Source organism: Pandoraea sputorum, assembly GCF_000814845.2.
In the GTDB taxonomy this organism is placed as follows: domain Bacteria; phylum Pseudomonadota; class Gammaproteobacteria; order Burkholderiales; family Burkholderiaceae; genus Pandoraea; species Pandoraea sputorum.
The window spans coordinates 187174-208194 of record NZ_CP010431.2 but is presented as its reverse complement, the minus strand read 5'-3'; the positions used below and the strand labels follow the sequence as shown (position 1 = coordinate 208194).

The window sequence follows — 21021 nt, the reverse complement described above, 5'->3', positions numbered from 1 at the left end:
TCGCTCGCGTCGAGTGGGGTTCGCTGGCAGGAGAATCGGCACGTGAACCAGATCAGTTCGCCGCAGAATGGAAAAGTCTATTTGTTCGACGATTTTTCGTTGGACGCTAATGGCGTACTCAAGCAAGGAGATCGCCAAATCGGTCTGCCTCCCAAGGAGGTAGCGGTCCTTCGCACGTTGCTCGACGCAGCGGGCGAAAACGTCAGCAAAGACCGGCTCCTATCGCTGGTCTGGCCCCATCAGGATGTGAGCGAAGAATCGCTCACGCGCTGCATCTACGCCATCCGGCGCGTGCTTCGCGAAAAGAAGTCCGATCGCATCGTGGAAACGGTGTACGGCACCGGATACCGGATTCGCCGTTCTGTGGCCATTGTGTCGCCGGCCACACGCGCGGCCGCGTTATGCACGCTCGCGATCATGCCGTTCCGTCTCCCGAATGCGGCGCAGACGCTGATGCTGCACGACCGGCTCGTCACGCGTTTCTTTGAATTCACGGCGTATGGTCTGAGGGTCCTGCCCGCCTCCATCACGCGCTCGGTGCTCGAATGCCACGACATTGCACGCTTCGTCGAACGCTTCTCGCCCGATTACTACGTTATCGGTCACGCCATCGAAAACAACAGATTGCGCATCGAGCTGGTGAGCTCCGAATGTCATCAATTGCTGTGCAGTGAGGATTTTGAACTCACCGACACGGACAACACGCTACCTCTCGAGACCCGCATCACCGATATCGTGACAAAACATGTACCGGGGCTTTGCGCGTCGGTACATTTATCGCAATCGTTCGATTCGCTCGACTGCGCCACCACGTTCCTGCACGCACGCTTCAATCTTCAGCGACACACCCCTTCGAGCCTGCGGCAGTCGTTGCAACTGTTTCATCAGTGCGTGGGCGAAGGTGCGTCGCGAACGGCGCCGTACTGCGGGCAGGCCGAGTGCTACCTCGCGCTCGCGTATCTCGGTCTGTTCGATCAGAAAGCGGCCTTGCACGGCGCACGCGCGGCCGTCGAAGCCGCACTCGCGCTCGCACCTCGCGATCCTCATGCCGTTAGTCTGCTGGCGTTGTTGCACAGCATGAAGTTCGAATCGAGCGTGGCGAACATTCTTTTCGACCGGGCGCTGTGGTCTGCGCCATCGAACCCCTACGTGCGCTATCACCACGCGTGGCACTGCATCCTGAAAGGAGAAGCCAAGGCAGCGGAGATGGCGCTCGATATCGCGCTGGAGCACGACCCGAGCATGATCGCGGCGACGATTCTCAAGATCTGGTCGATGTTCTTCGACCGCCGCACGGACGAAGCCATCGTCGTGGCCCGCGAAAGTCTGCAACGCCTTGGTCAGCATCATCCGGTGCTCACGAGTGCCATGGCCGTCATGCTCTCCTACCAATCCCGCCACGCCGAGGCCGAAGCGCTGGTGCGGTCCGTACGTGAGACCGGCGACGACGCGGGCCTGTTGCGGGTGAACCGCCATTACGTGGAACTCGCCCGCGGTGCAGAGCCGGCGAAGCGGGCCGCCCGACAACTACTCTCGGAAATCGACTCGCGCCAGGTCCGTGCGGGACTGCTGCCGTTGATCCTTCACACAGAGGGCATCGGCGCAGCGCGCGACGCCTGGCGACGCATGCGCACCGACTGGTATCCGTGGCAACGCTTGTATCGTCACGACCCGCGTCTGGAAGCATTGTTCTCTGTCTGACGGCAGCCGTTTCAGGCGCCCATGAAAAACCCCGCCCGTCCCGGCGGGGTTGAAGGTGAAACGAGCACGCCGGCGAGCACGCATACCCTCTGTCGTCGCTACCGGTAGAAGCCTTTCGCCGATTCGCTCATGGAGGCGATCGCGCCGCTCAGAATCTTCACCAGATTCTCGTTATTCGCGTTCGCCGTGGTGTAGCGCTGCGACAGCGACTGCATTGTCGTCTTCACCTGATTCTCCTGCCCGGTGAAGCCGTTACGCCAGATTTCCAGCTGCTGCGTAGTCATCGTCGCCTTGCCGTTGTCGTCCGCCTTGGGCAGCGTATCGATCATGCTCTGGATCGGGCCCGTATCGATCACCACCACGTACTTGCCGCTGCCGGGTGGCTGCTCGACCACACTGCTGTCTGGCAGGCCGAGATCCTTTGCCCACTTCGCGGCATCTTCCTTGCTACCGCCTTCGATCTCGTCACTCTTGCCGTCGCCGTCTTTTTTCTGAGGCGGCCACAGCACCGCATTCTTGCTCGGCAACTTGAATTTCTCGAGTAACTTTTCGAGCGCCTCCTTCAGTTTCCCGACGTCGAGCTCTACCTCCTTGCCATCGTTCTTCGACGTGATCCACGACGACAGTTTTGACACGATGTCGGTCAGTGCCTGACTGAATTCCAGATACTTCTTCGCGGCGTCCTGGAAGGTGTCGAGAAAGTTGCTCTTCAACTCGCCGATCAGCTTCGCAATCGCATCCCAGAACTCGGCGTCGCTCCATTTCGCCGGATCGTCATCGTTGTCTGCGCCGATGTCGTTGTCCCCCAACGAATTCACCGAAGGCGTCGGTGCGTTCCCGCGAAGCAGGTCGCGCAGGTCTTGCGGCATGGGTATGTCGCTGTCCGCGAGACCCTGTGCCCGTGCGACAAGATCATGTCCCGCCATGCGTGCGTCGTCCCAGGCGTCGTCGCCCATGTCCTTCCCCGCGACCTGAAACGCCTCCAGGAAACGTTGGGTGTCTTTGACTACGCCGTCGACGAGCATACGGTCGGGGGACGGTGCATCAGGCGGCATTGGGCCGGGAACCATATTCGATTGGTTTTCCGGTTTCCCCGGCGGCACGACGTCCTCAGGTTGAAGCTTCGCGGCAGGATAAAAGCGGTCGGTGACGATACTGGTCATTCGGTCGTCCTTTGAAGCGTCAGCGTTATGCGCGCAGGTTATTGGCAATGGTCGAGGCCGAACCGATGGACGCTTGTGAAACGCTGTCGAATGCGCGGAGCATTTCCGTCAGCGTCGAGTTGTCCCGGTTCGACTGTTCTTGCAGGGTGTTCACGCCGTCTTTGGACAGTTGCGCACCACTGTCGTTGACCTTCTGATCCTGCGCGGCAATCAATTCGCTGTAGCGGCTTGCGCCGCTCGTCACGCCTGCAAGCGGACTCCCTAACATCATCAGCGCTTGCCCCGACGTCTTCGCCCGCCGCCCGTTGTCAGCCATCGCCTCCTGATTGAGTGGATCGGGTCCGGGCGCTGCGTCGGTGTTCGTCGCGGACGGCGGGGCATCCGGGACATCCACGCTGTCTACGGCATCCGGGCGCGGGGGTGGGGGTGGGGGCGTGTCGTCCAACACGCTGGCATCCATGCTGTTACGACGACTGGCGGGAGACTGCCCTGCAGCAGCCGTCGACGCATTAGTGGCGGACGGCATGTCGGGCGAGGACGGCGGCGGCGGTGGCGGCGTCACATCCGGGGTCGAAGTCGGTGTCTTGAGTGCCGAGCGCTCTCCGGAGAGACCTTTCAAGCTCTGGAACGCGCCCATGCCGGTGAATGCCAGTTGCACTGCGCCGGAGGAAATGCCGCCCCACATCGCTGCATCGCCTTGACGACGGGTGGCGTCGGCCGCCGCCATCACCGAGTCGACATTCACCTCAGCCATTCTGTTGCGCAGCCTGACCGAGTTTTCGTAGGCACGCACGTAGAACGTATAGACAAGCGACAGGACCAGTGCGGCATCGGAGACAAGCCCCTTGCTGCCGATGTCCTTATCGCCGTCTTTCGCCGGGGTGTCGACGCCGATACGTTTTCTGTCGTCCTGCAGACGCAACCAGTCGATGGCGTCGAGACGATTGGCGTGCGGCGGAGGATTCGCAAGCGATGGCCGCTGTGCGTCCTCGTCATCGAGATTCGGCGTGAACAAGAGCGAGGGGGTTAGCACCGACGACGGCGACTGGGGCTTGTCCAGCACGTCCAGCATCGGCACAAGCGGTTGATATGTCACATCCTGAATAGCGAGGCTCATGAACTTCTCCTTTCACTCAAGCACGTACGTTGTTGAGCACAAACTTTCGCGCTTCCTGCTGGACTTTGGCCGCGTCGGACATCTGAGAGATGATCGCGGACACAACGTTCTGGGTGGCGCCGAAGCGGTCCGCCGACTGCTTCACAGAGTCCGTAATCTTGTCCAGCGTGTCCTGCGCGACCATCATGTCGGCCATGACGTCGGTGGCTTGCTTCTGATAGGTTCCTGTGGCTGCGTTACCCGCCGCTTGCGTGCCACCCAGGGCAAGTTCCCCGAACGTCACCACGCTTCTGAGCGTGTTGGCGAGCATTTGCGCATTGCCCTCCTTCACCCCCATTCGCGACGCCGCCGAAGACATGCCCTGAGCGACCATCTTTGCGCCGGCCTTACCTGCTTCGCGCAGCATGTCGGGCACGAGTTTCTTCACCAGGTCGCTCACGAGGGTGCCGAGCATCTTGCCGAAATTGGTCGCCGCTGCCGCACCGCCCGCCACGACCGAGACCGCGATGAAGGCGATTGCGACCGCCGCGGCGGCCACGACCCCCACGACGTTGCCGATCATCTCAGCGGTGTCTTTGCCAACGCCCAGCTCCTCGAGCATCGACCCAACGAACTTGCCGATCTCGGAAGCCAGCGGTTGAATGACATGGGTCATCACCGGTTTGATTGCCTCGCCGACAAGTGAGAACCCGGTCGCAGCGCCCATGACCGAATCTGCCAGCAACGCGACACCGACCACCGTCATCGTAGTGCTCAGGCCTCCGGTGAATACCGCGCCGACAACACCGACGACTGCGAGTACGGCCCCCAAAATCTTGCCGAAGATGCCGAAGATCTTGCTCAGCTTCTGTGCCTGCTTGACTGTGGCTTCGTACTCCTCGTTCTGTTTGACGAGATCGGCCTGCCGCGCCTTGCGAATCGCCTCGAAGAACTTCATGTCTTCCTGAATGGCATCGTTCGCGCTGTCGCCGAGCAACTTCGCGAGTTTTGCCATCAAAAAGATCAGCTCATCCATGTTCTTGCCGTTCTTTTCGGTGGACGCCTTGTCGAGCGTCCCCGGCAATTGATTGCCGAGGAACTTGCCGAGAATGTCGTCCGCCTTCCTCGTCGCGTCCTTGGCGGCCTCGAAGGCCTGCGTCGCTTCGTGTTTCGCTTGGTCGTGCCTGGCTTTCGCGGCGTCGTAGCCCGATTTCGCCGCTTCGTACGCCTGCATAGCCGCGTCATATTCGGGCGTGCCCGGCGTTGCGCTGTCGAGTGCAGCCTTCGTGTTGGTGAGCGTTTCCTGCGCATTTGCCAGCGCCTGCTCTGCGTCGGCGAGGTGCTGGGTGGCCTGATCGAGCGCGTCCATCGCTTGCGTCGCGGCGGCCACCGCCTGATCGAACTCAGCCTGACTCTGCTCGGCCATTGCCTGACGCGACGCCGCTTCCAGCTGCGACTGCTTGAGGCGGTTCTGAAGATCCGACAGTGACGAATGACTGAACAACTCGGTCAGGCGACCCAGCAGATACGTCAGGCTCGCGCGTGCATCGCCCAACGGTGGCTTTAGCGCGGGAGCATCGGCCTGCGTCTTCGGCATTTCACCCGTCGACGTCGGCGTCGATGTCATGTTCTCGATGATCTGCCGGATGACGGTTTGCATGCCCGCCCGGATATCCGGCACGGGCATTTGCGCACCGTCGGGGCCTTTGCCTGCCACAGGCCCGTTGAGATCGTTCGAGCCGTCAGCAGGCGGCGCGATTCCGGGTAAAGCTGCGGTGATCGTGGTCATGCCGCCTCCTTGGCGCCGGGCGCCTTGTCTTTGACGTCGTCCGCACCGATGGCGTCGAGATAGGCTTTGGCCTTCGTGCGCAGATCGGCGTCGCTACTGCTCTCACACACCAGCCCGAAGCATTCGCGCGCAAGCGGCATATTGCGCATCATCATCTGACACTGGCCAGCGTAGAACACGGGACGGTAATCGTTCTTCCCGACGGCGAACGCCATCGCGTACAGATCGACTGCCTTCTGGTATTCCTCCTTGAGCTGACACACCGCCGCCAGTCCGACGATGTACTCGGGGTTATAGAAATCGTAGATGCAGAGGAAGCGGAAGAAGGCTTCGGCCTGCGCCAACTGACCGTTGCTATAGAAGTCGTAGGCGTGTGCGTACAGGCCGTCCATGGTCTCGCTTGGAATGCCGTGGATGTCCTTGAGGCTTGCGCCGGCGACGACAGCGTCCCAGATCGCGCTCGTAACGCTCCCTTCGTCCATTTCTGCTTGCATTGCCGCTTGTGTCATCGAATTACCTCCTTCAGATCCCCGAAAACGGGTCGATCTTCTGTCTGCCAGCCGGGCGGCTGGAATAAATGCGAGTCGGGGGCCCGCGGTGCGCCGACCTCCCGACGCGGCGCGTGCCCGAAGCGAACGGGAATCGCTGCGGCTACGCTTGCCGACAGGTTCGCTGTCCTGCCGCATCTCGCTTATCTGCGAGAAATCCGGCAATCGCGCGAGGTACCGAACCCATGATTCGATACCGCTCTCGCGCACCCATCGATAACAGCGGTCTGCCTGTGCAGCCGCTGCCGTTGCCTGTGCAAGCGCGGTCTGACGCTTGTGGCTCGCACGGGCGTACTGCGGATCGTGCGGCGATAAGACATCGAGCACGACCTGTGCTTCGGCCACCGCCATATCTGCGCTCATCGCCTGCGCCTGACTTCGCTCGAAGGCCGTCTGAGCGCGGCCATGTGCGGCAACGATGCGGCGCGCTGCGTCGCTCAGTCTCACGCGGGCCAGCCGATGGCTCACCTCCGCTTTGGCTCGCGCAGGCAACACGCAGGGGAACAGCAGGTGTTCGGACGGAAGATCGATCGACGGGGCACAAGCCGCGTCACGCGCGCCGGTGCACACGGACTGTCGCAATTCGGCGAGGGCATCGCACGCCAGTGCGCGCAGGCACTCCCGGTCCGGCGATGTCCCCTCTGGTTCGGCAAAACTCGCAAACGTGCCCGCGTTGCGCAGCATCGAGAGATGACACATGTCCTCGCGCACCATCTTTCCTCCCGGGGTCTCAATTATTCGGGCAGCTGCAATGTGTCGCTCGTCGTCTCATAACAGCATCCCGATAGCTACCATTTAAGCAACGCGCTCCTTGGGAGACTTCCAAAAAGCGTTCTATTGAATACGGGGACTAGCGCTTCTCGACGGTCCCCGGGAAACCCTGTCGGGTTGGCGCGCCGTCGGTGCCATCGTTCGCTTCGCTCACATCCTTTGCTTCGAGGTGCGTACCCGCCTCCTTCTGTGAAATTGCGACCTCTGGCTCTGCTTCGCTTTCGCCAGGGTCGTCGCTCTCGTCACCCACCACGTCGTCCTGCTTGCCCGCGCGCTCGACATCTTCCAGCCAGATGAGCAGTCGCATGATGGCGTCGAGTTCTTCGAGCGCCACGAATGTATGACGCCGGTGCGTCCGATAAAGACGCCGTGCGAGCGCGATATCGCCGATCACGGGAATGCCCTGCGACTCGGCGTACTTGCGCACCGCGAGTGCGCGAGCATTCGTCTCCATGACGGAAATGAACGGCAGCGCGATGACATCGGGACGGAAATAGATGCCCACGGCGATATGTGTGGGATTCGCAATGACCAAACGCGAGTCGCGCACGTCGGACTTCACCGCCTCGGACAGCAACTCGTTGTGCAACGTCCGGCGCTGTCGCTTGATCTCGGGATTGCCGTCGGTGTCCTTGTGCTCGCGCTTGACTTCATGGCGCTCCATGCGGTGCTCGCGCATGAACAACCAGAACTCGACCATCGCGTCGAGCACGGCGATGGGCACGACACACGCAAGCGAGATCCAGATCAGCTTGCGCACCAGTTCGGCCCACGCTGCGCCCACACCCGCCGGACTCATGTAAATCTGCGCGAACAGTAACGCTTTGGCGCTCGACCACAGCATCACGACGATGGCACCGAAGCTAAGCAGGTATAGCATCGCCTTGAGCGAATCCTTAAGCGTGCGCAAGCTGAAGATACGCTTGGTGCCAGCCATCGGATTCAGTGCCCCGAGATTGAGCTTGAGCGCTTCGCTCGCCCACGCGAAGCCGGTCTGCAGCAAGGCTGGCAACACCGCCGCCACAACGCATACGAGCAGCACCGGCATGAACATTTGCTGGCCATGTTTGAACAGTCTGATGGCGAAGGCTTGCGGATCGGCGAATTCACCATTCGCCAGCACCTGTCGGTATTCCTGCATCAGCCACACCAGCGGATCGCTCGAGAGCACGAAGATCAGGCCGACGAACACCAGCGTGACCATCGTCAGTTCTTTGCTTTTGAACGCCTGCCCCTTCTTCGCGGCGTCCTTGAGCCGCTTGGGTGTCGGTTTCTCGGTTTTCTCGCCCATGCCGCGCGTCCGTCTACGGTCCCGCCGCCGGCGCGAGCCAGCGCGCAACGTCGTCGGGACGCATGAACATCGACACGAGCGCGTCCGGCAGCGTCGCGGAGAAATAGATCAGCAAGATGGCAAACGCGATGAGACTCTTGATCGTCAGCGACAGCGCAAAAGCATTGACCTGCGGTGCGAAGCGCGACAAGAGCCCCAGCACCAGTTCGGACAGGAACAGCGCGGCGACCACCGGCGCCGTCAGCGCAATCGCGTGACTGACCAGCACGTCGAGAAATTCGTGAACGCGCGCAACCGAGATCGTGCACTGTCCGAATGGCTCGCACACGCGGTAGCTGCGTGCCAGCACTTCGAGCAGTAACCTCATGCCGCCCAGTTGCAGATAGATCACCGCCCCGAACCACTGGAAGAATCCTGCGAGTTCCGACGTATCGATGCCGTTCGCCGGATCGATCACGCTGCTGAGGGTGGCGCCGCGCTGGTTGTCGATGTACGCCCCCAGCGCATGGAACACCCAGAACGGCATCGCCACGGCCACCGCGATCACCAACCCCAGCGCCGCCTCGCGCAGCAGTAGCGCCCACACGTAGCCATCCAGTGGGAGCGGTGCCCCATAGGCGTAGGGCCAGACGCCCAAGGCCATCCACATGGAAACGGTCGTGCGCACGACGCCCGATAACACATTCCCGTTGAGGATCGGTAGCAAGAACACCGACGGCGCGACGCGCGCGTACGCTATTGCGACCGCCAGAATGCCGTCGTGGTGCGCGAAGACGAGCGACACATCCATGTCAGGTTTTGCCCGTCATGGCCAGCTTCAACATAGCCGCACCGTAGCCGACCAGCGTCTCGCCGAACCAGTCGGCGAGCAGAAACAGACTCAGCGAGACCGCGAGCAGCTTCAGGCCGAACGGCAACGTCTGCTCCTGCACCTGTGTGACCGTCTGCAGCAAGCCGACGATCACGCCGACGAGCGTGGCCACCGCGACAGGACCGGCCGACAGAATGAGCACCAGATACAGCGCACGATTGCCCGCGAAAATCAGGTTATCCATCGCGCGCTCCCTATTGCAGATACTGGCTGACCAGCCCCTGCGACAACAGTGACCATCCGTCCATCGCCACAAAGAGAATGAGCTTGATCGGCACGGAGATCGTCACCGGACTCATCATCATCATGCCCAGCGAGAGCAGCACGCTGGAGACCACCAGATCGACGACCACGAACGGCAGATACAGGTAAAAGCCGATCGTGAACGCGCTCTTGATCTCGGTGAGCGCATACGCGGGGAGCAGCGCGAAGATGGACGGTGCCGTGTCGTCGAGCGGCGCGCTGGCGCCGTCGCGGGACACTTCCTGACGCGCGAAGAACTGCGTCAGCTGCGGGTCGGCGTACTTGAGCAGGTAATCGCGATAGGGCGAGAGGCCGTCGTCGAGAAAGCGACGCACCGAATTCGGATCGGCAAAGTTGACGGGGTTGGCCTGATACGCGTCGAGCACCGCTGTCGTCACTGGCAGCATCACGAAAATCGAGATCAGCAACGCCGCACCGTTAAGCGTCATATTGCTCGGCACCTGTTGCAGCCCGAGCGCATTGCGCACCATCACGAAGACGATGGAGAACTTGACGAAGCAGGTACCCGAGGCCACCAGAAACGGCAGCAGTGTGAAGAAACTCAGTACCGCAATCGCCGGTACATCACTCCACATGATCCGTTCCCTTGACGTCCCTTTGCGCGTCGGCCGTCTCCATCGGCCACTCGAAGATCTCGACGCCCAGCCGTCCATCGAGTTGCACCAGTTCACCACGCCCGAGCAACGTGCCGTTGGCGCGCACCTCGACGTGCTGCTCCGCGCCCGGCTGCAACGCGAGCACGCGCGTGCGACCAAGTTGCGCCAGTTCGGCAAGCGTCATGCGCTCGCGTTGCAGCACGAACACCAGTTCGACAGGCAACTGGGCCAGCGATGTCGCCCCACCGGATGCTGCCGTCATTTCGCCAAAGTCGTCGCCGTCTCGCAAACGCTCAGGCGTCATGTCCTCGATCTCGTCATGCAAATACGTTTCCAGCATCGCGCTCCCCTCCTCTTGTTGATAACCGCCGATCACACTTCCCGAACAACTCAGCCGACGCTTCACGTCGCGAACGATCAGCGCATCGCCGCGACGAACGCTGCGCAGCGTCGCCAACCGGGCCGGGCTGCGGCCGATCTCCACATCGAGCAAGAAGCGCACGCCACTCACGTCGAGCGGCGTCGCGCCCCGTACCTCGGGCACCCGAGTGAGCCATACGGGGCACTCTGCCGCCCGCACCTTGAGCAGCATCGCGTCGGGTAGCGCCGCACCGTCAATCGGCGCGCCCACGTCGAGCACGTCATAACGCAACTCGGGCATCGGCAGATGCAACGGGTTTGCCGTCACGGTGAACAACCGCGCCGCCAGTTGCTCGGAATCGGCGCAGCACGCGAGCGAGGCCAGCTCATGCGCGGCACCTTCGAGCCACATGCCGGGTTCCACCCACCCTTGCCACGTGTGCGCTGTGTCCTGCACGCGAATCCAGGACCCCATGCGTGGCAGATATTCGAGCGATGCCGACCAGCCCTGCGCTTGCCAGACGTCCGCCGCCCGAGTGAGCTGCAACAGTCCTTCGTCGATGTGTCGCAGTTTCAGCATCCGGCGTCCTCATCGTTTGTGCTGTCTAATTTTTCGACGGCCTCGATGGCGCGCACATCGACGCTGCGCGACGATCCTTCTTCCGACGAAGACGCTGCCCCCGGCAGCGCGGCCGACAACCGCCGATGCACCATGGCGTCCGACGCGCCGAGTACGAAGCCTCGGCGCCCGTCCAATTGCACGACCTGCACGTTGACGAAGTGCCCCTTCCCCCAACTCCCGAATGCGTAGCGCATGCCGTCGCCACCGGTGATCGACCGGCGGGCAACATCGCTGGGCGACGGGTGCACCGGTGCACGCGGTGCCATGGGTTTGTGGGGCCCCTGCGCCACGAATCGACGTACGCCCGGATGTAGCGCGAGCGCATATCCCTGCGTGACCTGTGGCGTCGAAGTACCCGGCGCGCCGACGCCACCCTCCCCCCGATGCGACCGCTCGCGTGAATCGTGATGTGGTCTCACTTCCGGCCTGGATTCCTGCCCGACCTCCGATGCCGCGCCCGACGCCGTCGCGGCGTGCCCGTCTACGGCTGTGGTGGTCGATTCACCGACACCGCCGATACCGCCAACACCGTCGGTCATCGGCGACCGTGCGTTGCGACGTTGGACCGAAGCACTGGCATCGACCTGGGATGTACCGGCGGCGAGCGACGCGCCGGTGCGCTTATCGGTGACGGATCGAGGCGGTCCTTCACCCACGAGTCGGTTCGCCCTGAGCAACTCGACAAGCGCCTTACGCGCGCCGTCGTGGCGCGTCGACGGGTCGGTCGCATCCCTGATGTCGGCAGACGTTGCGCGCGCTTGCTGAGCCGACGACACGCCTTCGCCCGATGATGGTGAGTCCCCGGACATCGCGTCGAGCCGCAGCGGCGGCGAGCGATCCATCGGCATCGACCAGAACCAAAGCGGCGTACCGCTCGGCATATCGTCTGCTGTCCGATGCTCGGACGCCCGCCTGCGCAGCGCTTCTTCCACACGCTGCGCCATCGTTTTGTCGCTCGCCTGCTGTCGCCCGGTCTCGTCCGGACTTGCCGATACCTCGGCCGTTCCTGCCACGCTTACCTGCGCCATGATCGATGTTCCTCAAGTTCGCTACATTCCACATACGCCTGACGTTTGCGAGCGTCGCGACGCAATGTCTTCGCCAGACGTGTGTACTTCGTTTCCTTGCGCCACCATCGACGCCGCTCGTTCTCGGTCAGTTCGCGGTCGGTCTCCAACTGCTCGCGCGATTCGGCCAGCGTCGCGAGCTTCACATCGAGATCGCGCACCTGCTGACGCAACAACCCCGTGACGCGCATCCCGCCACGCAGTCCAGTGATATCCGATTCCAGCTGCGACGGCTTCGACGAAGCGATCAACGCGAGAATCGCGTCGCGTTGTGCCGCGATCTCGTCGGACTGTCTGATGAGATCGGCGTCCCTGAACGCGATGTTGCGCAGTTCGCGCTCCTGAACCTCCTTGATCTGCAATGCACCGCGATAGAGCCGTCGTGCGTCACCCCACGATTTCATGCAACCTCCTCAGCGTCTCTTCGGCGGACGACCATTCGTGCGCCTCTTGCTTCAGGAAGGCTTCGATGTACGGCTTCGCCTCCATCGCGCGGTCGTCCTGAGCATTCACGCCGGGCCGGTACTCGCCGAGGTCTACCAACGTCTGCAACGATTCGAGACGCGCGAGCCATGCCCGCACCTGACCCGCCGTGCGCATCTGGTCAGACGGCGTGACGCGCGTCGCGACACGGCTTACGCTGCGTAACACGTCGATGGCTGGATAGTGGTTCCGGTGAGCCAGTTGGGCACTTAGATGAATGTGTCCGTCGAGGATCGACCGAATCTCTTCGGCCATGGGGTCCGGCATCTCGTCGTCTTCCAGCAACACGGTATAGAAGGCGCTGATGCTGCCGCGTGTGGATGCCCCCGCGCGCTCCAGCAACTGCGGCAGGCTCGTGTAGACCGAAGCGGGTACGCCTGCGCGCATGGGTGGCTCGCCAGTCGCCAGTGCCAGGTCTCGGCATGCGCGCACGTAGCGGGTCAGCGAGTCGACGAACAGCGCTACCCGCTGCCCCTGATCGCGGAAGTGCTCGGCGGTCGTGGTCGCCAGCAACGCAGCGTTGCGGCGTGTGACGGCAGGCGCGTCAGACGTCGCGAAGATCACGATGCAGCGCTGCGCGCCCGGCGAAGCCCTCAACGCTTCGACGATCTCCACTACCTCGCGACCTCGCTCGCCGATCAGCGCAATCACCGTCGTGTCGACTTCCACGCCAGCCAGTAGCGCGCTCATGAACGATGTCTTGCCGCACCCCGCCGGGGCGAAGATACCGACTCGCTGCCCCACGCCACATGGCATCAGCGCGTCGATGGCGCGCAGTCCTGTATGCAAGGCGCTATCGACGCCCACGCGTTCGAGGTAGGGCAAAGCCGGGGCCAGCAACGTCCGCTCCGTCGCCCCTCCACGCAGCGGCGTCAGCGGCTGCCCGTCGATGCGATCCACAATATCGCCGCCCGCGTCGAGCACAGCACCCCGCCACGTGTCGTGCGGGCGGCACGACGCCTGACGTCCCGTGGGCAGCAACGCCGAATCGCAGGACAGCCCTTGCGTGGCCGCGAACAGGCTGAGAATGGCCCGCTCGTCGTGCACCGCGATAACCTGCGCCTGCCCCACGACATGCGCGTCACGCCACGTGCGGCGGATATCGCAAATCTCGCCGATGGTCACCCCCGGAATGTTCGCTTCTGCCGTGTGTCCGGCGATGCGCGAGATCAGCGAGAGAGGGCGGACGAACGACGGGCCGCCCGGCATCGATGCTTGGTTTGGTGCTTGGGTCATGGCGGGCATCGGCATGCTCAGATCGTGCTGATGACGTTGACGGACACGCCATCCACCAGTTCGCCGAACGACAACACTTCCAGATCGCGGAAGCGCGTTTCCGCCAGCTTCTTCACGAAGCGCCGCACGTCGACCGACGCCAGCAGCACCAGATCCTTGTGGGGCCGCCCGGACGCGTCGAGTGCGAGTGCTACGCGATCGAGCAGCGCCTCGGCGTCCTTCGGGTCCATATTGACGAACGCGCCACCGGCGGTCTGCCGGATCGAACGACGCACACTCTCCTCCATCTCCGCAGAGAGCATCACGACGCGCAACTCACCGCCGCGCAGGAACTTGTTGCAGATGTAGCGGCCCAGCGCGCCGCGCACGTGCTCGACGAGATTCAGCACATCCTTCTCACGCGGGGCCCACATGGCGAGGACTTCCATCACGAGCTTCATGTTGCGCACGGAGATACGCTCCATGACCAGACGTTGCAGGATCTCCGAGACCCGCTGTAGTGCCACGTGCCGCAGCACCTCCTTGACCAGATCCGGGTAATGCTGCTCGACCAGATCGAGCATTTTCTTCGTCTCCTGAATGCCGAAGAACTCGTTCACATGTCGCGTGAGCAGGACGGCCATCCCCTGATACAGTTCGTCGGCGGGCGGATGTGTGAGGTGTCGCATGGCGGCGAGCGCCTCGCCCTGCGCAGGCGTCACCCACGCACAGCGGCCGCGCTCGGGGCCGGAGAAGACCGGGTCGTAATCCAGGGCCGCGATTTCGGCGGTGTAGGCGTCCACGCGCACGCGATCGTAGAAGATGACGAACTCGTCGGCACGCACTTCGTTGATGTAGACAGCTGCGCGCGATGCATCGAGCGACGACGAGCCCTGCAAGAGGACCTCCGGCAGATGCACGCCGAAGTCGGTAAAAAACTGGCTGCGCACCCGCTCCGTGAAGCCCGCCGCTTCGAACGACGCGAGTTCCGCCGACGGAATGACGATGGCCAGCGGCGCTGTCGATGGCGCGACACTGTCGAGGTTGTCGATCGACATGAGCGAGCTGTCGGCCTTCGCGTTGGGACGCGTCTTTGTATTGGGACCCGTTTTCCCGGGCTTGCTCGCTTTGCCTGCGGCGCCATCGCCCGGCTTGCCGCCCTTGCTGGCCTTTGCCGCGTTGCCCGATAACCCGGCCGCCGCGGCGTCCGGCTTTGCGAAGTAGCAGGCCAGCGCCAGCAGGCAAGCCAGCAGAGAAAAGGTCGGAAGCGGAAATCCCGGCAGCGTGCCGATGATCAGCGTGAGGAGCGCCGTCGCTCCCAGCACGAAGCGGTTGCCCATCAACTGGCTGACGATCGTGCGCCCCATGTTGTCGGCTTCGCCGTTCACACGCGTGACGACGAAGCCCGCCGACACCGAGATGAGCAGTGCCGGAATCTGCGCGACGAGACCGTCGCCGATGGTCAGCGTGGTGTAGGTCTCCAGCGCGCCTCCCAACTCCATGCCGCGCTGCGTCATGCCCACGATAATGCCGCCGATCAGATTGACGAAGATGATGACGATGCCCGCGATCGCGTCGCCTTTGACGAACTTCATCGCCCCATCGAACGATCCGTACAGCTGACTCTCACGCTCCAGCACACTGCGACGCTCACGGGCGCCGTCGTTATCGAGGGTGCCCGCCTTCACGTCGGCATCGATACTCATCTGTTTGCCCGGCATGCCGTCGAGCGAAAAGCGGGCAGCGACTTCGGCCACGCGCTCGGAGCCCTTCGCGATCACGATGAACTGCACGATAGTGACAATGGCAAACACCACGAACCCCACCGCCAGGCTGTCGCCAATGACGAACTGCCCGAACGAATCGATGATTTTTCCCGCGTCGGCGTCGATGAGAATCAGACGCGTGGTGCTGATCGACAACGCCAGCCGAAACAGCGTGGTGATGAGCAGCATCGAAGGGAACGAGGAGAAGTTCAGAATTCGCTCGATGTGAAACGCGCCGAGAAAAAGCAACACGGAAATCGCAATGTTCACGCCGATGAGAAAGTCGACCAGATACGTCGGCAACGGAATCACCAACATGGCGATCACGCACGACATCAGGATCAGAATGACGACCTCGGGACGACCGCGCAGTTCGCTCAGTAACGCGGCGGGCATTACACGCTCCGGCGATGTCGCGACACGGGGTCGGACGCACGATCGCTGCGTTCGCGACGGTAAGCCGCGTCGGCCAGATCGCGCAAGCCGTCGAGCAGCACGTCACGCGCCTCCTGCGTCTGCAACGGCTCACCCGGCAAGTCGCTGCAAGCCCGGTACAGCAGCCCGATCAGTCGACCATGCGCGCCGTTGTCCTGCAGCAATGCGGCGGGGCCCGCGACTGCGCTCATGCATTCGTCGAGCGCACGGGGGTCGGTCAGGATCGCGAGCACGAAATGCAGCCAGTCCTCTTCGTTGGCGTTGAAGGGTTCGGCAAACGGACTGGTGCTGACCCGTTGCACGAACGTGCGCTCGCACGAGCGCAGGCGCTTCAGGACGTTAAGGCGCTGCGTCGGTGAAAGTGCCTCCGCCTGCGTGCTGCTCGGGTCGAGCGAGCGCATGTCGTCGACAAATGTCTCTTCGATGAAATTGAGCACCTGCTCACGCCGCGTATAGCCGAATCGGGAAATCCAGGACTGGTAGATATCGATGTCGGGCGTCCCCGCGTCGTTGATCAGAAACTCACGATACGCCGCGCGCAACATCCGTGGCCCGAACTCGAGCGGCATCTGCTTTGCGCTCAGGCGGGCTTTGATTGCGCAGTGAATACCCGCCTTGCGCTCGCGGATTTCCCTGCGAGGGGCATCCTGCGCAAGCTGGATCGCTTCGGTCAGTGCCTGCTGTTGGGCGCTGTCGAGCGATTCACGTTGCGTATCGAGCGCCTGAAGGGCGAGCCATCGGTCGGTGACGTCGTCGAAGGCGTCCTTCAGCAGTCGGCTCAACCCTTCGGCTGTCACCCACGACGCACCAAGAATCGCCAGAATCTTGTTAGGCGCGTCCTCTTCGAGGATGTAGTCGTAGCTCTGCGCCATGCCCCGGTTCTCTTCCTTGCGCATCGTGCGCAGTCGAAACTGCGCCATGACAGACGACATTTCGTCGGCCGACTCCAGCGTCTTGCGGATGTCGGCGACCGGGCCGCCCGAGAGAATCCGCTGAGGGCCGTCTTCATCGTCGTGCGAGCGCACCGCCCGTTGCCGTCCCTGCGACGTGGCGGCGGTCTGCGAGATTGACGACGACGAGGGTCGAATAGCTTCAAGACTGGCCACGGTCGGCTCCCGTGTTAAGGATGACGGACTCGTCGCGCATGTGCGGTTCGGCGCTCGCGTCCGTCGGAGGTTGAGAAGGTGAGGCCCCCGACGCTTCGCGTCCTCCGGCGGCAGGGACTGCCTGGGCCGGATCGAGCCCGGTCGTTGCGCGAATGTCCTTCGACACCCCGTCGACGGGATAAGGCAACGTCGCCACGGTGTCGCCCGCGATATCGCTGGCGTCGCGCTGAAGGGGACCGTCGATCTCGCGGGGTTGAATCAGGAAAACGCGCACATCGTTGTTCTGTGCCGTACTTGTGTAGCGAAACACGCGGCCGATCCACGGAATGTCGCCGAGCAGCGGAATTTTCTTCTCGACGGTGTCGCCACTGTCTCGCGTATAGCCGCCGATGAGCAGGCTCTTGCCCTGGGGCACACGCGCAATGGTGCTGATGCGCGTACGGGATACCGTCGGCAGCACGGTGTATTTGCTCTCGGCATCGCTCTGCTTGCCGGGCGCACTCGTGCCGTCTTCGATGTTGAGCGTCATTTCGATTTCGTCGCGCCCGGCAAAGCGCGGCCAGACGCTGATCATCGTTCCGTAGGTCACACTGCGCAGGTCCGTGGTGCGCTCGCCTTCGAGCGGCACGTAGAACGTCTGGCTACCGTCGAACATCGCCGGGATGTTCTCCTGCGTGAGGATCACAGGACGCGACACCACGGTCGCCTGTCCGCGCGTGGCAATCGCCTGAATCTTCGCCAGAAAACGAACGCCGTCGAGCGTGCTGACCGGCGCCGTCGCGTTGAGCAACACGCCCACGTGAGACCCGATGGCGACACCGCCCGACCAGTCCACGCCCAGCGAATCGAGCGCTTCCTTGCGCACGTCGATGATCCACAGCGACAACTCGATGTGCCGACGCGGTGCATCGAGGCGCGAGACAAGACGCTCGATGCGCTCGACCTGTTCGGCAGTACCGCGCACCAGCAGGCTGTTGCCCGCCGGATACGCCTGCACGATGAGCTGGCCACGCCCGCCCTCGCCAACACTCCCGGGGCGCGTAGGCGGCAAGAGCGGCGGTGCGGCGCTAAGCGCTGCGGGCGGGGATGTTGTGTCGGTTTTGGGCCCTGGTGGCAATAGCGGCGCGGGAACACCCCGTGTGTCCTGAGGCGAGAGGGGTAACTGCGTCGACGGCGGTAGCAGGCCGCCCAGGCTACCCGCCCCACCCGCACCACTCCGGGCGGTCTCCACCAGTTCCTTGATCACGGACTCCATCCCGGGGATGACGATCTTCTCGTCGCGCATCTGATAGGTGCGATCCGACACGAAGCCGTTTTCCATGCGCACCACCCCGATCCGGTCGGGTCCGGCGGCCGGGACGTCATTGACCGTCGCGCGATCGATCGAGCGCGACGCGGCGAGCACGAGGTCGACAAAGACAGGCGGACCGGAAACGTAGAACACTTTGCGACTCGCCTCGCCGCGTATCGGATAGCGTCGGTCGTAAAGCCCCGCGCTGCGCAGATACGACACGAGATCGGATAGCGTCGTGTGCGTCATGGAGACGGTTGCATTGCGAATCTCGGACGCGTCGTAGATGAAGATCGACTGCCCGTCGTGATACCAGACGAGACCCAGCCGGTTCGCCATCGATTCCAGCAGCACACGGGCGTTGTTCATGTCGAAATCGCCCGAGACCTGCTTCTTCGCCGCCAGATTGCTGACGATGACCGGACGGCCAAGATACGGCGACAGTGCCGCGAAGAACACACGCAGGTTGTCGTTGCGTGCCACATAGCCGCCCGATACGCCAGCCGTCTGCACCGGCGCAGGCTCCCGCACGGGTTCCGACGTCTGCGGTAGCGCCTGCGCTTGCGGCTCGATCACGGCCGGGGGCGTCGACGCTGGCGAAGCATCGTCGAGCGCGCCTGCCGACGACAACGCCGTCGCCCACGAGGCGACGGCAACATTCGACGCGCCTGCGGCGAGCATCGCGCAGACGGCATAGTGCATCTTCTTCATCGGGCCAACGTTCGCAACGCGCCGGCGGCACTGGTCGGCGACATCCCGATCAGCTCCTTGATCTCGGTGGAGAAATGCGACGACGATGCATAGCCGTTGCGCAGCGCGATCTCCGTGAAGCTGTCGTTCCCCTGAGCGACTTCAAGCATCGAGCGCGCCATGCGCCAATCGCGTAACGCGATCTTCGCGGATTCCCCCAGCGCGCCCCGGCACAGTCGCCGGAAATGCGAATAGGACACGCCATACTTTGTGCACATGTGACGCAACGTGCCACCAGCGGGTGCGCGCGTGAGCAGAAAGCGGATCAGGTCGTACGATTCGCAACGGCGCAGCACATCGAGCATCGTTCGAAAACCTTCTCCCGGCGCGGTCATTTGACTTAGGAACCACAGCTCGCATTGCCGACGGTCGACCCATGGTGTCGCGACCGGCACCCGATGCAGCGCAGGCACGGCGCAGCGCCGGTAATGGTCGTCCGAGTCATTGCCCATCGCGTGCGCTTCGTCCATGAACGCCAGCAGCTTGACCAGCACGTTGCAGTGCAACCGCTGGTAGTGCAGCGTGCCGCCTCTGACCAGCAGCGTGCCTTTGCCGTGCATCAGCAATCCGCAATACCCGGGACTCAGCTCCAGTCGCGTCGGCCCCACGTTGCCGGTCGGCTGCAGCTCCAGCAACAGGCTTCGGGTGGACGGCGGCGAACACACGAACCACACGCCGCCGCATGCCAGCGAGTACGATTGGTTTTCGCACAGCGCTTGCGCTTCTTCCATGATCTTCATGCTTCTCATCGACCACCTCACTCCCCGTCGAAGCCCGACGGTTCTTCCGTTTCACTATTCCGTGGCAAGCGCCGCCGGCGCGTCACACGTCGCCAATTTCCTCTGCTTGCTCCTGACTTGCGTCGAACGACGCCAGCCATAGCTGACGCACGAACAACTTCCGCCAGATGTTGGGCGGGCCTTTATCCTTGTCGTCCTCGAACGTGCCGACATCGGGCGACGGCGAATCGATGTCCGACGCAGGTGGCTGTCCCTGCGACGCCCCTTGCATGCTGCGAACGCGCTCCGCAAGCGACATCGGTGTCGGTTCGTTGGCGGGGTCTGCGGACACCGGTGAGATCGTCGAGATGCCTTCAACGGTGTTCATCGTCGCCTCCTGTCGTATCGAAGCACCCTGTAGCCGGGGCGATTGCGGGGCGCCGGGCCGCATCGACGTCGCGGCCCGTGTTCGCAGTTCGTTCCGTCTGAGCCGGATCCGTCGCCAGCGCAGCGACATGCTCACCGAGCGACCTGAGCGCGGGCGCCAGCATCGCGTGAAGGTCCGCCTTCGATGCGTTCGGGTCGAGGTCCAGTGCCGCCTCAGCCCGCGCGACGTAGTCGTGCGGGTCGTACTCGATCACGGTGCTTCCGCGGCGCACGGAGATACGCTCGTCCGTCGCCCTGAATTCGAGCTTGAGCGGTGCATGGCAAGCGGCTTGCACCCGCGCACGAATGTCGTCGCGACGAGGCTTGAGAAGCACCGGCAATACAATCGTCACGGGGACGTCGGACGGCACGTCGGCGAAGGCATGCAGCGCGTCTTCGAGCGCGGCGAGCAGTGCCTGCGGGTGGCGCGACGCGCACGTCAGCAAGCCGCGCACCTGTTCGATCATTTCGCCGCGCCAGCGCAGGCACAGCTGCTCAGTGCGCATCAGATGCGCCACCACGTCTTCGAGCGCCATGGCCATACCGTCGCGATACCCTGCGTGCATCGCACACGCACGTTGCCCGGCCATCGTTTGCTGCGTCTCGGCGACACGCCGCTTCGCCCAACGACGAATGTCGTCGTCGACGCGCTCGGTGCGGGTCCCGCGAGCCAACTCGTCGCGGCTCACGA

The 21021-nt window shown here is 63.2% G+C and carries 19 protein-coding genes; 1 reads left to right on the top strand and 18 read right to left on the bottom strand.

Going from position 1 to position 21021, the window contains the following annotated elements; genetic code table 11:
* Positions 1–42: 42 nt before the first annotated feature.
* Positions 43–1701 carry a winged helix-turn-helix domain-containing protein gene (locus NA29_RS00895; RefSeq protein ID WP_052252428.1) on the top strand — a complete coding sequence of 553 codons (1659 nt, stop codon included), beginning with the start codon at positions 43–45 and terminating at the stop codon, positions 1699–1701.
* A gap of 98 nt (positions 1702–1799) precedes the next feature.
* Here NA29_RS00895 and NA29_RS00890 read toward each other — a convergent pair whose 3' ends face one another.
* The 18 genes from NA29_RS00890 to NA29_RS00805 form a co-directional block, all read right to left on the bottom strand.
* A complete protein-coding gene (locus NA29_RS00890; protein WP_039394677.1) occupies positions 1800–2864 on the bottom strand; it encodes an IpaD/SipD/SspD family type III secretion system needle tip protein in 1065 nt (354 codons plus the stop codon).
* 25 nt (positions 2865–2889) lie between these two features.
* Positions 2890–3981: an IpaC/SipC family type III secretion system effector gene (locus NA29_RS00885; protein WP_039394675.1), complete on the bottom strand. Its 1092-nt coding sequence runs from the start codon at positions 3979–3981 to the stop codon at positions 2890–2892.
* Between the two features lie 16 nt (positions 3982–3997).
* Positions 3998–5749, bottom strand: coding sequence for a type III secretion system translocon subunit SseC family protein (gene sctE / locus NA29_RS00880; RefSeq protein ID WP_039394672.1), 1752 nt, complete (start codon positions 5747–5749; stop codon positions 3998–4000).
* Positions 5746–7011: a type III secretion system translocator chaperone SicA gene (gene sicA / locus NA29_RS26450; protein WP_269458453.1), complete on the bottom strand. Its 1266-nt coding sequence runs from the start codon at positions 7009–7011 to the stop codon at positions 5746–5748. Before sicA ends, sctE begins: the two co-directional genes overlap by 4 nt.
* 136 nt (positions 7012–7147) lie before the next feature.
* Positions 7148–8359 carry an EscU/YscU/HrcU family type III secretion system export apparatus switch protein gene (locus NA29_RS00870; RefSeq protein ID WP_072633165.1) on the bottom strand — a complete coding sequence of 404 codons (1212 nt, stop codon included), beginning with the start codon at positions 8357–8359 and terminating at the stop codon, positions 7148–7150.
* A gap of 13 nt (positions 8360–8372) precedes the next feature.
* Positions 8373–9149 (bottom strand): type III secretion system export apparatus subunit SctT, encoded by a 777-nt coding sequence (gene sctT, locus NA29_RS00865; RefSeq protein WP_039394667.1) that lies wholly within the window; start codon positions 9147–9149, stop codon positions 8373–8375.
* Position 9150: 1 nt separating this feature from the next.
* Entirely contained in the window at positions 9151–9414 is a 264-nt protein-coding gene (locus tag NA29_RS00860; protein ID WP_039394664.1) for an EscS/YscS/HrcS family type III secretion system export apparatus protein, read from the bottom strand.
* Between the two features lie 10 nt (positions 9415–9424).
* Positions 9425–10069: an EscR/YscR/HrcR family type III secretion system export apparatus protein gene (locus NA29_RS00855; RefSeq protein ID WP_039394662.1), complete on the bottom strand. Its 645-nt coding sequence runs from the start codon at positions 10067–10069 to the stop codon at positions 9425–9427.
* A complete protein-coding gene (locus tag NA29_RS00850) occupies positions 10059–11030 on the bottom strand; it encodes a YscQ/HrcQ family type III secretion apparatus protein (RefSeq protein WP_039394659.1) in 972 nt (323 codons plus the stop codon). Before NA29_RS00850 ends, NA29_RS00855 begins: the two co-directional genes overlap by 11 nt.
* A complete protein-coding gene (locus NA29_RS00845; protein WP_039394657.1) occupies positions 11024–12100 on the bottom strand; it encodes a SpaN/EivJ family type III secretion system needle length determinant in 1077 nt (358 codons plus the stop codon). The genes NA29_RS00850 and NA29_RS00845 overlap by 7 nt, the downstream gene beginning before the upstream one ends.
* Positions 12088–12543 carry a SpaM family type III secretion system protein gene (locus tag NA29_RS00840; RefSeq protein WP_039394654.1) on the bottom strand — a complete coding sequence of 152 codons (456 nt, stop codon included), beginning with the start codon at positions 12541–12543 and terminating at the stop codon, positions 12088–12090. Before NA29_RS00840 ends, NA29_RS00845 begins: the two co-directional genes overlap by 13 nt.
* Positions 12527–13858 carry a FliI/YscN family ATPase gene (locus NA29_RS00835; RefSeq protein ID WP_197701867.1) on the bottom strand — a complete coding sequence of 444 codons (1332 nt, stop codon included), beginning with the start codon at positions 13856–13858 and terminating at the stop codon, positions 12527–12529. Before NA29_RS00835 ends, NA29_RS00840 begins: the two co-directional genes overlap by 17 nt.
* A gap of 17 nt (positions 13859–13875) precedes the next feature.
* On the bottom strand, positions 13876–15999 hold the full coding sequence (locus NA29_RS00830) for an EscV/YscV/HrcV family type III secretion system export apparatus protein (RefSeq protein ID WP_039394651.1): 2124 nt from the start codon (positions 15997–15999) through the stop codon (positions 13876–13878).
* Positions 15999–17144, bottom strand: a complete 1146-nt coding sequence (locus NA29_RS00825) for an HrpJ domain-containing protein (RefSeq protein ID WP_072633164.1) — start codon at positions 17142–17144, stop codon at positions 15999–16001. The genes NA29_RS00830 and NA29_RS00825 overlap by 1 nt, the downstream gene beginning before the upstream one ends.
* Complete coding sequence (gene sctC, locus NA29_RS00820; protein ID WP_052252427.1) at positions 17131–19146, bottom strand: type III secretion system outer membrane ring subunit SctC; 2016 nt, start codon at positions 19144–19146, stop codon at positions 17131–17133. The genes NA29_RS00825 and sctC overlap by 14 nt, the downstream gene beginning before the upstream one ends.
* The gene (locus NA29_RS25615) at positions 19143–19925 is read right to left on the bottom strand and encodes a helix-turn-helix domain-containing protein (RefSeq protein WP_052252426.1); all 783 of its coding nucleotides are present in this window, start codon (positions 19923–19925) and stop codon (positions 19143–19145) included. Before NA29_RS25615 ends, sctC begins: the two co-directional genes overlap by 4 nt.
* 82 nt (positions 19926–20007) lie before the next feature.
* Positions 20008–20292 carry a hypothetical protein gene (locus NA29_RS00810; protein WP_039394635.1) on the bottom strand — a complete coding sequence of 95 codons (285 nt, stop codon included), beginning with the start codon at positions 20290–20292 and terminating at the stop codon, positions 20008–20010.
* The gene (locus NA29_RS00805) at positions 20279–21019 is read right to left on the bottom strand and encodes a hypothetical protein (RefSeq protein ID WP_039394632.1); all 741 of its coding nucleotides are present in this window, start codon (positions 21017–21019) and stop codon (positions 20279–20281) included. Before NA29_RS00805 ends, NA29_RS00810 begins: the two co-directional genes overlap by 14 nt.
* Positions 21020–21021: the final 2 nt, after the last annotated feature.